The sequence below is a fragment of the Clostridioides sp. ZZV14-6009 genome, from assembly GCF_020658095.1.
Taxonomy (GTDB): domain Bacteria; phylum Bacillota; class Clostridia; order Peptostreptococcales; family Peptostreptococcaceae; genus Clostridioides.
On the sequence record NZ_JAGWDG010000002.1, the window covers coordinates 79168 to 93347 of the forward strand.

At 26.7% G+C, this 14180-nt stretch carries 13 protein-coding genes; 2 read left to right on the forward strand and 11 right to left on the reverse strand.

Annotation, left to right across the window (positions count from 1 at the left end; all coding sequences use genetic code 11):
• The first annotated feature begins 180 nt into the window (after positions 1 to 180).
• On the forward strand, positions 181 to 357 hold the full coding sequence (locus KGF36_RS03680) for a hypothetical protein (protein WP_003420092.1): 177 nt from the start codon (positions 181 to 183) through the stop codon (positions 355 to 357).
• A gap of 160 nt (positions 358 to 517) precedes the next feature.
• Here the strand turns inward: KGF36_RS03680 and trhA are convergent, their stop codons facing one another.
• Positions 518 to 1171, reverse strand: coding sequence for a PAQR family membrane homeostasis protein TrhA (trhA, locus tag KGF36_RS03685; protein WP_227432934.1), 654 nt, complete (start codon positions 1169 to 1171; stop codon positions 518 to 520).
• 159 nt (positions 1172 to 1330) lie between these two features.
• Here trhA and KGF36_RS03690 point away from each other — a divergent pair, with 159 nt between their 5' ends.
• Positions 1331 to 1897, forward strand: coding sequence for a DUF1836 domain-containing protein (locus tag KGF36_RS03690; protein ID WP_227856580.1), 567 nt, complete (start codon positions 1331 to 1333; stop codon positions 1895 to 1897).
• A 139-nt stretch (positions 1898 to 2036) separates the two neighbouring features.
• On the opposite strand, the gene KGF36_RS03695 is transcribed toward KGF36_RS03690, so the two are convergent.
• From KGF36_RS03695 to KGF36_RS03740, 10 genes are all read right to left on the reverse strand, one after another.
• Positions 2037 to 2246, reverse strand: a complete 210-nt coding sequence (locus KGF36_RS03695) for a hypothetical protein (RefSeq protein WP_227432931.1) — start codon at positions 2244 to 2246, stop codon at positions 2037 to 2039.
• Between the two features lie 80 nt (positions 2247 to 2326).
• The gene (locus tag KGF36_RS03700; protein ID WP_227827399.1) at positions 2327 to 2980 is read right to left on the reverse strand and encodes an FMN-dependent NADH-azoreductase; all 654 of its coding nucleotides are present in this window, start codon (positions 2978 to 2980) and stop codon (positions 2327 to 2329) included.
• Positions 2981 to 3299: 319 nt separating this feature from the next.
• The gene (locus tag KGF36_RS03705; protein ID WP_227827398.1) at positions 3300 to 4340 is read right to left on the reverse strand and encodes a Fic family protein; all 1041 of its coding nucleotides are present in this window, start codon (positions 4338 to 4340) and stop codon (positions 3300 to 3302) included.
• Between the two features lie 107 nt (positions 4341 to 4447).
• Positions 4448 to 5821: an MATE family efflux transporter gene (locus KGF36_RS03710; RefSeq protein ID WP_227827397.1), complete on the reverse strand. Its 1374-nt coding sequence runs from the start codon at positions 5819 to 5821 to the stop codon at positions 4448 to 4450.
• 122 nt (positions 5822 to 5943) lie between these two features.
• Positions 5944 to 7824 carry an FtsX-like permease family protein gene (locus KGF36_RS03715; protein WP_227827396.1) on the reverse strand — a complete coding sequence of 627 codons (1881 nt, stop codon included), beginning with the start codon at positions 7822 to 7824 and terminating at the stop codon, positions 5944 to 5946.
• The gene (locus KGF36_RS03720) at positions 7824 to 8570 is read right to left on the reverse strand and encodes an ABC transporter ATP-binding protein (protein ID WP_227827395.1); all 747 of its coding nucleotides are present in this window, start codon (positions 8568 to 8570) and stop codon (positions 7824 to 7826) included. The genes KGF36_RS03715 and KGF36_RS03720 overlap by 1 nt, the downstream gene beginning before the upstream one ends.
• Positions 8571 to 8725: 155 nt before the next feature.
• Complete coding sequence (locus KGF36_RS03725; protein ID WP_227827394.1) at positions 8726 to 10936, reverse strand: EAL domain-containing protein; 2211 nt, start codon at positions 10934 to 10936, stop codon at positions 8726 to 8728.
• A gap of 21 nt (positions 10937 to 10957) precedes the next feature.
• Positions 10958 to 11290 carry a hypothetical protein gene (locus tag KGF36_RS03730; protein WP_227827393.1) on the reverse strand — a complete coding sequence of 111 codons (333 nt, stop codon included), beginning with the start codon at positions 11288 to 11290 and terminating at the stop codon, positions 10958 to 10960.
• 170 nt (positions 11291 to 11460) lie between these two features.
• On the reverse strand, positions 11461 to 12855 hold the full coding sequence (gene gltA / locus KGF36_RS03735) for an NADPH-dependent glutamate synthase (protein WP_227827392.1): 1395 nt from the start codon (positions 12853 to 12855) through the stop codon (positions 11461 to 11463).
• Complete coding sequence (locus KGF36_RS03740; protein WP_227432921.1) at positions 12855 to 13748, reverse strand: sulfide/dihydroorotate dehydrogenase-like FAD/NAD-binding protein; 894 nt, start codon at positions 13746 to 13748, stop codon at positions 12855 to 12857. The genes gltA and KGF36_RS03740 overlap by 1 nt, the downstream gene beginning before the upstream one ends.
• Positions 13749 to 14180 lie beyond the last annotated feature (432 nt).

Sequence of the window (14180 nt, forward strand, 5' to 3'; positions counted from 1 at the left end):
TTAGAAATTTAAATAAAATATTTTATATGATTTTTTATTTGTACAGTTAGATATTTAATCTTTACTTAATTTGGAAATTTTGTGTATAAAAAATGAAATTTCGGGAAAAATTGTAATAATTTAAAAAAACTTATTAAAATATAGTATAATAAGTATATCTTAATGTAAAGGGATGATTTTATGTATAAATATGATGACTATGTAAATTTAACAAATGATTTAGATTTGCCTGTGGAAATTAGAAATAAATGTGTTAGAATTGTTAGTGTGTCAGAGAATTTAGAGGATATAATTATAGTACATAAATTCAAACTATATGTCGTAAATGAGAAGTACATTAAAGGAATTATGGAATAGACATTTTGAATATGCTATTTTTATAAACAAGTTATTATAAATATAATTTGATATTTATAATAAGGAACTGTCTTATAATAGAAGATACATTCTATATAAGACAGTTCTTTTTATTTTCTTCATTGTAGAATTTTTAGTATCAATTAACTGGATTTTTAAACTATAAAACATACAATAAAACAGCCAAAAAGTGGAATAAAGAACCTAACATAATAAAAATATGAAATATCTCATGAAATCCAAATTCAGGACTTATATTTGGCTTCTTAATAATGTAAATAACTGCACCTATAGAGTAAGATACACCTTCTATTATTAATAAGTTAAGACAATCCTTAGGAATTGAATTAAATGCATTTATATCAAAGACAATTGCCCACCCCATAAGTAAATATAGACTTGTAGACAACCATCTAGGTGCATCCATCCAAAATATTTTTATTACTATACCAATAAATGCAACTATCCATATTGCTGTAGTAAATATTATTCCCTCTTCTTTTTGCATAAAATACAAGCATATTGGTGTATATGAACCAGCAATCAATACATAAATCATCGCATGGTCTACTTTTCTGAAAAATAATTCTTGTTCTGGTGTACCTTTTAAAAAATGATAATATGAGCTTGCACTATAAAGAGCAATTAAAGATAATCCAAAGACAGACACAGACACTATCATCAAAAAAGAAGTTTGTTGTAAAGATATAGATTGAAAAATTAAAATTATAGTAGCTATAAGAGATAAACAAGCCCCTATAAAATGAGTTAAACTACTTATTGGGTCTCTACCCTTTAAAAAAAATTGATACATTTCGTCCTCCTACAATTATGTATTTTAAAAATTATATTTTATATATAGTTTTTAATACTATATTATACATTTAATTATACCACTTTATATATCTTTTGCAACCATTAATATTGTTTTATTTTCTAAATTAGTGTATTATAGATATTATGGAGGTAACATATGATGAACAATGAATTAAATACCATAATACTAGAAATGCTAAATAATACAGATATAACTTCAAATGATATTCCATCTATTGACCTATATATGGATCAAATTATTTCTCTAATTGACAATAAACTTTCTGCCAATAAAAGATTTGACGATGAAAAAATTCTCACTAAAACAATGATAAATAATTATAGTAAAGAAGGATTAATCAAACCTATTAAGGGAAAAAAATATACCAAAGAACAAATCTTACAAATGATAATCATTTATTCTATGAAAAATACACTTACAATACAAGAGATTAAAAGAATCTTAAATGGTGTATACGAAAAAGAGGATTTCAGTGGAGAAGACTTAGTGGCATGTTATGAAAAGTTTATATCAATAAAAGAAAGGCAAAGAAATAATATGCCAAACTTTATAGAGTCTAATTTTGAAAATATCACTATTAATCCAGAAAATAAAGATGATTTATTGATAGCCTTACTAAGCTTAACTTCAATGGCTGACCAATTAAAAAGTATTTCGGAAAAAATAGTAGATACTTTTTTCAAAGATACTCCCAAAAAATAATTTTAATAAAGTAAGACTGAAAATAAATATTAAAATACAATGTAACTTAAATTAATCATTATTGTATACAATATAATTTTCAGTCTAAATATTAATACTTTCTATTTTTAACTCCTTCAAGAATCTCCATATCTAAAGTTTACAAATTTAATTTTATTCTGTTTAAGTTTTGACAATGTGAACAATTCAAATTAACTTGAATTTGTTTATACCCTATGAAAACGGCTTGTTTAAGTATACCAGTGCCATCATCTATCATCACTACATTGTCTTTTATCTCTACATGGAAATTATTTTCTTGATTACACCAATAACAATCATACTTCTCATTACTTTTTTCTTCTCGCATGATTTTCGCCTCCTTCAATATAAGTTTCTACATTAAGAGAGGTTTTTCCTTTATATTTTCAATAAAATAAAATATTATAACTAAAACTTCAAAGAATCAATTATACCTTCTATTTTTTCAGATGCTTTTTCTATTGCACTTTGTCTTTCTTCTTCACTAGTTCCAGTTCCATCTACTAATAATTCATCAAATTTTTTGATTCCTATAAATTTCATGATACTTTCCACATAATTTAATCCTTTATTCATAACTGGCTTTAGTACCCATGGTATATGTCCACCTGAAGATTGTATATATACCATACTTCTATCAATATCATTTAGTATTCCTTGTGGTTTATCATCACCTTCAAAAGATATAGTTTTTCCATCTTGAATTATACAATCTATATATTCTTTAAGTGGGGCTGGAAAAGATAAACTCCACATAGGAGCTGCTATTACATATACACTTGCACTCACAAATTGGTCACAAAGACTTCTAATTTTTGCAAGTTCTTTTCTATCCTTATCATCTAATTGCTTAGCAGCTTCTTCACTAACTATACTATTTCTCTTTTCAAAGTATTGATATTCCAATCTTGGTATATGCTCCTTATAAAGGTCTACTTCTTCAACTTCAAAATCCTTATTTTTTTCCATAAATTTATTGATAAACTTTCTTGCTACAGTTTTACTTGAAGATAAATCTTCTGGTTTTGAATTCACATTTATATATAATAATTTTTTTTTCATAAGCTCACTCCTAAGATTATTTTTATATTATTATTTCACAAAAATAACCATTCTATTCTGTAGTTAAATTATAAAGTTAATAGAAATATATTTCTTAAATAATCTTAAAAAGTAAATTTATAGAATACAAGAATAAAATATAATTAATTATACAATATAATTTTAAATATATTAAAATTCTAATCAAGCAATTACTTATAATATTTTAGATAAAATAAGTATTCTATGAAGTTATGTAAATTCCTCTTAGAATTTCTAACTTCAATAAAAAATGGTATAGTGCTTTGACACTATACCATTAAAATTATTAAAGTATTTTTTAATACTTCTTCTTCCATTTTGCGCTTCTTCCCCTTGCAACAACCTCTATCTTATCTTGTTTTCTTAGATTATTAAAAACTCTATTTATAGTAGGTTCTGGAATATCAGGACATAGGTCCTTTATATCTTCTTTTGTAAAATATCCAAGAGTAGAATTTATTATTTTTTCTATTCTGCTAGTTTTTGTCTGTCTTTTCTTATCAGATACATTTAAACTGTCATCTAACTTCTTATATGCAGTCAATATAGTTTCTAAAAAATATTCAATCCAAGCATTCATATCTGATTTTTCATTCCCTATAGAGGACTTCAAATAGTTTAAGTTACTATAGTACTCATATGAACTGTCATCAAATATTTTTCCTAAACTTATATATCTTCCAACTTCATATCCACTTTTATTTAACAGCAATAATATAAGTACTCTTGCCATTTTTATATTACCTTCTTTAAATGGATGTATCAATATGAAATCTAACACAAATGCAGAAATTAATATTAATATATCAATTTCATCCTCATCTATCAATGTATTATAAGCTTCACATATTTCTTCTACGGCTTTTTCAACCTTATTAACACTTGCGTCACCATTCATGAAGTCACTATTTTTTAAATTGTATTCAAAAAATCCACTCTCTGATTTATAGCTTCCCCCTCTAGTAGATGAAAATTTATATAAGTATCCATGAAGTTCAAGAATTGTTTGTGAGCTTATTGGGATACTCTCATAAGCACTATTAATAGTTTTTACTACATCTCTGTATTCAACAATACTTAACTCTTCTCTACTTTTAGGTGTGACTTCATTACTTATTAATTTTTCTAAATTAAAAGTATTACTTTCTTTTTGATTTCCAATATATGTAGATTCTGAACAATCTACTAAAGATTTTTTTTCTAGACTTTCTAAAATTTCTTTCGGTTGTTTTTTGTAAAGCAGTTGTCTACCCTTATACTCATTTATCTTAGACAACATTCTAGCTACATTCATGTTTACATACATATTTTTTAATTTGCTTTTTTTTGTAAATTCCATAAAATCACTCCATAATTAGAATTTCTCTTCTTTTTGACAGCGGTTTTATTTTATCATATAATTGTATTTTTTACAATTTTTTACTTATTTATCTGAAATTATACTTTTTATTCGGTCGTTATTTCGCTTAATCGTTCACTTTTAGGTGTATATCTTTTCAATTCTCTAAATACTACTACACCTGTAATTACTGTGGCTATAAAGTCAGATACTGGTTGAGCTGTCCATACACCCTTTAAACCTAAGAATGTAGGAAGAATTATTACTGCTGGTATCAATAAAATTACCTGTCTTAGAAGACTTAATAACATTGCCATTTTTGCTTTACCTATAGATTGTATAAAGTTTGTTCCTGTAATTGATAAACCTACTATTGGTAACATAAGTAGATATATTTTTAAACCATCTACAGATATACTCATAAGTTCAGCGTCTTTATTAAATATTCCTATAATTGCCTCTGGGAAAAGCATAATTACTACCATACCCATACATAAAATTATAGTAGCTACTACCAATGAACCTAAGTATGCTTTTTTAACTCTATCGTATTTTTCAGCCCCATAGTTAAAACCTATAATGGGTTGCGCTCCCTGATTTATTCCAAAGATAGGCATTAAAAATACCATTGCTATAGAAGAAATTGTAGCCATAGCTCCTATAGCTAAATCTCCACCATGAGTTTTAAGAGCAATATTTGATATTACTTGAACTAAGCTTGCTGCAAGTTGCATAGCAAATGGTGACATACCTATCGCAAAGACTGCTCTTACTAATCTTTTATCTAATTTTAAATGAGATTTACTGAATTTTAAATTTGATTTTCCACTTATATAGTAGCCTATAGTTAAAATAGCTGTAAGAGCTTGAGAAGTTACTGTAGCAATTGCAGCTCCTTGTATTCCCATATTGAATCCAAATATTAACATCCAATCTAAAACTATATTAGTTAGGCATCCTATTATCATTATTCCTGCTGAAATCTTAGGGCTACCGTCAGCTCTTATTGAGTGATTTAAAGAAAAGGATAGAAGATTTACTACTGTTCCTAATAAGATGATATTTATATATGTCTTTGCATATATTAGTGTATTTTCACTTGCTCCAAATAACGTAAGTATTTTATTTGCAAATAATATCCCAAGTACCATTATTATAATTCCTGTAACTACAGCTAATGTCATTGCATTTCCTATAAGTCTTCTTGCATCTTCTACTTTACCTTGCCCAAGTTTTATTGATATAGTCGTTGTTGTTCCTATTCCTATCAACATACCAAATGCAAGTATTATTGTCATTATTGGCATCGTAACACCAAGACCTGTTATTGCAAGTGGTCCAACCCCTGGTATGTTCCCAATAAAAATTCTGTCTACCACATTATATAGACTATTTACCAGCATACCTATTATTGCTGGTATAGAGTATTTCAGTAGTAATTTACTGATTCGTTCTGTTCCTAATAATTGTTGATTATCCATCAAGTCTCCTCCTTCTTCTAATATTTAATTTTCCACATATTACAAGGGAGGTGCATATGCCCTCCCTTAATATTAACTACTTTTTAAATATTAATTTTCTATAATATATATTATATACCACTTTAATCAAAAAACCAAACTTTTCTAATATAAAATTTCTTTAGCAAATGAAAATAAAGTGAATATATACCTGAGAGCACTAATAATATACCCACATTTTTTAAGTTAAAACTATTATTTAGTACACTATTTAAAAAGAGTAAAGAAAATATGTTATTTGCAATAGCTATAATAAAAGGTACAAAAAATAGTATGCCTATCTCTATACTAACAATCTTATTCATATTTTTAAAAGATAGACCTATTTTTGATAGATTGTGGTATTTAACCTTATCAAAAGGTTCATCTGTATATAGTCTAAAATACAAAAAACTAAGAACTGCCATAAACAGAATAACACCTATGAAAATACCCATAAAGTGAAGAATTTTACTTTGCTGTAACTCAACTAAATACATATCTGGTAAAGTTAAAAAATATGACTTTATATCATTTCTATCTAGGTTAAAATGTTTTTCTTTTAACGCTTCAGTTATATCAGCACTATTTTGCCAGTTTTCATAATCAAATCCATAAAAATTTATTTTTGAAAACTTACTTTGTATATTATTATATAAATTATCATGTATAACTATAATTTTACTAAACATACCTGTAGGAAAAATTATCCTATCTGTTGATTCTTTTATCTTTATGTTTATGTTTACATTTCTTATTTTATAAGATTTAATATCTTTTAAAGAATTTATGTGCTCTTTTGAATTATATCTAGGGACTATAATTCCCTCATTTTTCTTTAGATTAATTTTATCTAATCCCAATTGTTTTGATAATTTATTATAGTTACTTATACTTAATAATACTTCATTATTATATTCAAGCATAGGAAAACTTAATTCCTTATAATCATATTCTTTTATTGTATTTCTAATTTCTTTTAATTCTTCATATTCTTTGTTATTATTATCTTCTGAAAAATATGAGTAAACCATTGGAAAATTCTCTTTAGAGGATTTACCTTGTGAAGTTACAAGCGTTGAAGTTGTTGTAAATGCTACTAAGGTTCCAGATAAAAGTATTGTCATTAAAAACAACAATAGAGAATTATCTTTCATCTTATATACTAAATTACTTATAAGCAACATATTTGTTTTATTTTTATAAAACTTCTCTTTATTTTTCATATGCTTTAATATTAAAATGCTAAACTGAGAAAAAAATAAAAACGTTCCTAGCGTAATCAACAGTGCTATCGTGTACATACCTTCATTTATATTTAACTTATTACCAAATAGTATCATAGCATATCCTATCATAAGACATACTATGCCAAGTATCCCAAATAATCTTGAAGATTTTATATCTTTTTTAGGTTTTTTTGTACCTACTAAAAGTTCAAAAATATTGTTTTTGTTTAACAATTTTAAGCTAAGTGGTCCTGTTATCAAAAACAACAACATAAAAGATATAATTGTCATTAGTATCGCTTTTATTGGAAAGTAACTTTCTGTCAAGTTCATATAAAATATTTTACCTAAATACAATAAAAATAGATTAGAAATAGATAGCCCTAAAAGTATTCCTAATATTATTGCTAATAATCCTATTATTAAATTTTCAATCAATATCAATCTTTTCAGTTGTTTATTACTCATTCCAACTATCATCATAACTCCAAAATCCCTTAATCTAGATTTTAAGAAATTTCCTAAAGAATACAATATAAAAAGTAGACTAAATCCTAATATTATTAATTCTGAAGTCATAAGAGCCATAAATGCAGTAGAGCCACTTTGGATTCCAGAATCAGTTATAATTGGATGAAACATAGATACTGCAAATACAAAGAATATCATTATAGAAAAAATTGAACTTAAAAAATACGCTAAATATGCTCTAAAGTTTCTAATTATATTATTATAAGCAAATCTTCCAAAATTCACTACCTTACACCTCCTATTTGAGACAATACAGATAGTATTTTATTGTAAAAAGAACTATTTGTGCCTGATTTCTTTATCTCTGTATATATGCATCCGTCCTTTATAAAAACGACTCTATCTGAATGGCTTGCACTATATGCTTCATGAGTTACCATAAGTGTAGTTACATTTTGTTCTTTGTTTATCTTAGTAAATAACTCTAAAACATCATCAGTGGATTTCGAATCAAGATTCCCTGTTGGTTCATCTGCAAGAAGTAATGATGGCTTATTTATAATTGCTCTAGCAATTGCACATCTTTGAGCTTGTCCTCCTGAAATCTCATAAGTTCTTCTATCTAAAATTTTATCAATACCTAAAAATTCAGATATATTTTTAGTTTCCCTGTTCATTTTTTTTACATTTCTACCATCTAGTGTAAGTGGCAACATTATATTTTCACCAACTGTCAAAGTGTCAATCAAATTAAAATTCTGAAATACAAAACCAAGTTGTTTTCTTCTAAATTCAGCTAATTTTTCTCCTTCTAATCTACTTGTATCCTGTCCATTTAATATAACTTGACCTTCACTCTGCTTATCAATTGTAGATATTATATTTAAAAGAGTAGATTTCCCACTTCCAGATAGACCCATAACAGCTACAAATTCACCTTTTTCTATACTTAAATTAATACTATCTAATGCTTTATATGGAACTTTTCCATAATATGTTTTTGATATATTTTTAATACTTAATATGTTCATTTTATATTCTCCATTACTTTTTTATTTTTACTATATTAATATACTATCGTGAATATATCATTTTAACCATAAAAATACTCTAACAATTAACTTACATATTTGTAAGTTAATTGTTAGAGTACCAACAAACTAATTAGTATTAATAATTAATTCAACTAAAATTTTAAAAGCTTTTCAAATTCACTAAGTACCATTGGTTTAGCAAATAAATAACCTTGAGCCTTATCGCATCCTATTTCTTTTAAAAACTCTACTTGCTCATTGGTTTCTACACCTTCACATATAACTTTAATATTAATCGCTTTTGACATTTCTACTATCTTAGAGATAATAATTTTTCCACGTTTTGTATCTGTTGTCTCAATTAGAAAAACTCTATCTAATTTTAAAATATCAAAAGGAAGGTCCTTTAATAGATTCAAAGATGAATATCCTGAGCCAAAATCATCCATTGATATAAGAAATCCTATCTTTTTAAGCCTCTTAATTATATCAATCAATATATTTAAATTATCAAATACAACACTTTCTGTTAATTCAAGTTCTATAAACTTAGGTGATATATTATACTTATTTATCAATTCAGTAATATTTTCTATAAAATTATCTCTGTGTAAATGAACTCTAGATATATTCACAGAGATTGGCACAGGATTATAACCTTTGTTTAGCCACTTTCTCAAGGTCTTACATACTTCTTCAAATACAAACATATCAACATTTACAATGAAACCATTTCTTTCAAATAAAGGTACAAAATCTACAGGTGAAATAAATCCCATATCTGGATTATTCCATCTTATTAGAGCTTCTGCTCCTTCAATTTCATTTCCATCATTTAAACTATATTTTGGTTGATAATATACTACAAACTCTCCTTTTTCCAAAGCTTTATTCATATTATCTTCCAATTTCTTTTCTCTATATAATCGATTTCTTGTATCTTCATTAAAAAATGAATATGAATGCTCATACTTATCTTTTTTTGTTTTTGCAGCAATATTCGCTCTATCAATTAACAAGTCAATTTTTTGTATATCATCACTTTTATTTATCTTATATATACCACTTGACATAACAATTTTATATTTTGAGGAATTACTAGTACTTAAACTGCATATTTCATTATTTATTTTAGATAGTCTATTTAAAAGGTCAACATCAGTATTGCAGGAAATTAATAATATAAAGTGGTCATTATCCATTCTAGCACAAAGTTCATATTTGTTTGTATTGTGTTTTAACACATTTGCAATATGTACTAATATCTTATTTCCTTCAGCATAACCAAACATCTCATTTATGTATTTAAATTTATTAACATCTAATTGAACTAAGTAAAAATCATCTTTATAGTAATTATGTAAAATATATATAGAATCTTTTTTAAATTTTTCTTTGTTTTTTATTCCACTTAAGGAATCATAGTAAGCTAATTTTTTAAGTTGTTCTATTAGTGTAACATTACTTAATTTCCACAATATCAAAAATATTAATATATAGAAAAATAACTTGATTATAAAATCAATTATCAAGCTTTTAAAGTTCTTAAAAACATCACAACTTGAGATTAATGTCCAATCAGTTCCTTTGATACTCATATATCTTGCACTATATAACTTCCAATTATCCCATGATAAAAAACCACCTTGACGTTTCTCATCTATATTTTTTAAAATTTCGTTTTTACTGCTCCCTATAATATTTCCTTCTACACTAAACATATTTGTCTTATTATAGACATAATCTTTATTTTGATGAGAAATAATGGCATAGTTTTTATCTACCATTAAAAATTTAATAGAATCATCAGAATTAGTTCTACTTACTATCTTATTTACATCTTGAAAATAAAAGGAAGCAAAAATAGTTCCACTTACTTCATTATTTTTTATAATAGGTACACATATAATAAATACTTTATCCCCTGTAACCTTACTAACTGTAATATCGGAAATCACCATTTTTTTTGTTTCTAGTACCTTCTGAAAATGCGTTCGGTCTTTTATTGTCCCAACCCTTTCTCTATATGTACTTGAAGTATTTCCTTGTGCATCAGTTATTCCAAGCATAAAAAGATTATATTGTTTTTGATAAGGTCTTAATAACTTACCTTTTTCAATTAGAGAGATTCTGTCATCAGAAAATCTATCGTCTTGACTAAGAGCCTTTAATAAGGATGCATTGACGCTTAAATAATTTTCTAATTCTCTTTTTGAGGCTTCAATCATATTTTTAGAAGTAACCTCCATAGAATTACTTGCATATATAATTGTACTTGTAAAATCAATTAAAATTAATAACATCAATAAAATTAATATATACCTAAAAACTAATCCATCAAATATTTTTTCTCTTTTTCTCATATTTAAACACCATTAATTATACTATTGTAATACATACTCAATCGGCTCTTTAATAACTTGTGACATTACTCTATGTGAATAATCCAAAAGTATTCTTTCTTTAAATTTATATGAATCCCTTATACAAGATTCATAATTTAAAACTGGCACATTTGATTTTTCAATTTTATATAGGAATGGCCTATATTCTAATGATGGGATATTATTTTTTAAGTAATTTATACTTGCTTCATCTAAAATGCTTACATTTTCAATGTCTGTTGTACCAATATATGCAACAGTTATACCCAAAATATTCTTTTTAGATATAAGTTCTAATGTCAAGTTTGATAACTCTGATTCTGCCAACCACACATTATTCCCCCCTTATAAAATCTTTATTCGATATTATTTTACCATAATTAAACAAAATTATGTTGCTTAGTGGTAAATATTACAACAATAACTGTGACTTTATTATATAATTTTCAAAAAAAATATACCAAGCTAGAAATTATTCTAACTTGGTATATTTAATTTACAAATTAAGCATTAACTTTTGCTTTTAAATATTCGTCTATTGAAGCTGCTGCAGTTTTACCAGCACCCATTGCAGATATTACTGTTGCTGCTCCAGTAACAGCGTCTCCACCTGCAAACACACCTTCTTTAGAAGTTTGACCACTTTCATCTGTTATTAAGCATCTTCTCTTATTTATATCAAGACTCTTTGTGGTAGAAGATATTAATGGATTTGGACTTGTTCCAAGTGACATTATAACTGTATCTACATCAAGTACAAATTCAGAACCTTCTATTTCTATAGGTCTTCTTCTTCCAGAATCATCTGGTTCTCCTAATTCCATTCTTATACAAACCATACCTTTAACATATCCATTTTCATCTACTAAAATTTCTTTAGGATTTGTCAATGTATTAAATATAATTCCTTCTTCTTTTGCATGATGTACTTCTTCAGCTCTTGCTGGAAGCTCTTTTTCACTTCTTCTATAAACTATATATGATTCTGAACCTAATCTTAATGCAGTTCTAGCAGCATCCATAGCAACATTTCCACCACCAACTACAGCAACTTTTTTACCAGAACTAATAGGTGTATCATAATCATCTCTATAAGCTTTCATTAAGTTTACTCTAGTTAAAAACTCATTTGCAGAAAATACTCCATTTGCATTTTCTCCTGGTATATTCATAAACATAGGAAGACCAGCTCCTGAGCCTATGAATATAGCTTCAAATCCTTCATCTTCTATAAGTTCATCTACTGTAATTGTTTTACCAACAATTACATTAGTTTCTATTTTCACACCTAATTTTCTTATATTATCTATTTCAGGTTGAACAACAGCTTGTTTTGGAAGTCTAAATTCAGGTATTCCATAAGTTAAAACTCCACCTGGTTCATGCATTGCTTCAAATATCGTTACATCATATCCTTTTTTAGCTAAATCACCAGCACAAGCAAGGCCTGCTGGACCACTTCCTATTACAGCTACTTTTTGATTTTTCTTAGGTTCTGTATCAGATAAGTTTATATCATTTTCTTTTGACCAATCTGCTACAAATCTTTCTAATTTCCCTATTGATACTGCATCTGATTTTATTCCAAGTATACATACACCTTCACATTGACTTTCTTGTGGGCATACTCTACCACAAACAGCAGGTAGTGAACTACTCTTAGCTATTACTTTAGCAGCACCTTCTATATCATCTTCTTTAATTTTTGTTATAAATCCTGGGATATCAATTCCTACTGGACATCCACCTACACATTTTGGTTTTTTACATCCTAGACATCTATTAGCTTCTGCCATAGCTTCTTCTTTATTGTATCCTAAACATACTTCATCAAAATTTGTTGCTCTTACAGCAGGTTCTTGTTCTCTAACTGGTACTTTTACTTTTTTAGCATCCATTATTTGTTACCTCCACATCCACAATTACTATGATGATGACTGTCGCCTTCTTCAAGTTTTAGCATAGCTCTTCCTTCTTGAGTTTTGTACATAGATTGTCTTCTCATCGCTTGGTCAAAGTCAACTAAATGTCCATCAAATTCAGGTCCATCTACACATGCAAACTTAGTCTCATTTCCAACACTAACTCTACAACCGCCACACATACCTGTTCCATCAATCATTATTGTATTTAAACTTACTATAGTAGGTATGTTTAATTCTTTAGTCAATTGACACATAAATTTCATCATTATCATTGGTCCAATTACTATTGCTTGGTCATATTTTTTACCTTGATTATCAACTAAATCTTTTAATAAATCTGTAACTCTTCCATCAAATCCATATGTCCCATCATCTGTTGATATGTATACATTTTTAGCTACTTTTCTCATATCATCTTCTAATATGATTAATTCTTTAGTTCTTGCACCAATTATTACATCTACATCTAATCCATTATCTTTAAACCATTTAACTTGTGGATACACTGGAGCAGAACCTACTCCACCAGCTACAAATAGGATTTTTTTATTTTTTAATTCTTCTATATCTTCATGTATGAATTCACTTGCTTGTCCTAGTGGCCCTACAAAATCCATTACAAAATCGTTTTCTTCAAACATTGCTAATTTCTTAGTTGAAGCACCAACTGTTTGGAATACGATAGTCACTGTTCCTTTTTCTCTATCATAATCAGCTATTGTAAGAGGAATTCTTTCTCCCTTTTCGTCATTTTTAATTATTATAAATTGACCAGGCTGAGAAGATTTTGCAACTCTAGGAGCCTCTATTTCCATCAAATAAATACTATCTGTTAATTGTCTCTTACTAACTATTTTATTACTCATCTCGCTATTCTCCATTCTAACAAATATATTTTTCCCACTTTAAATTTAATTAAAACATAAACACACAAAACTATAACTCTAATTATAATACAATATTAGTTCTCGATTAAATGTTTTGTATTGGACATCCCCCCTGTAAAATAATTATAACTGCCCAAATTACAAATAGTTGATATTAACAAATTACTTTTAAATTGCAACAAATATTAAAACCTATATTATACATATAATTTGTTATAGATTTAACCTAATACACACTTAAAGTATACTATATTATGCTAAATTTGTAACAAAAATTTTATAAATACATAATAAATTTTTTTTATTCAATTATTTGTTTAATAAATTAACCTAGGTTTTCATAATAACTCAGATTTCTTTAAAAACTAAACGTGTATAAGGCTTTAATCTATTGCAATACAAGCTTTTATA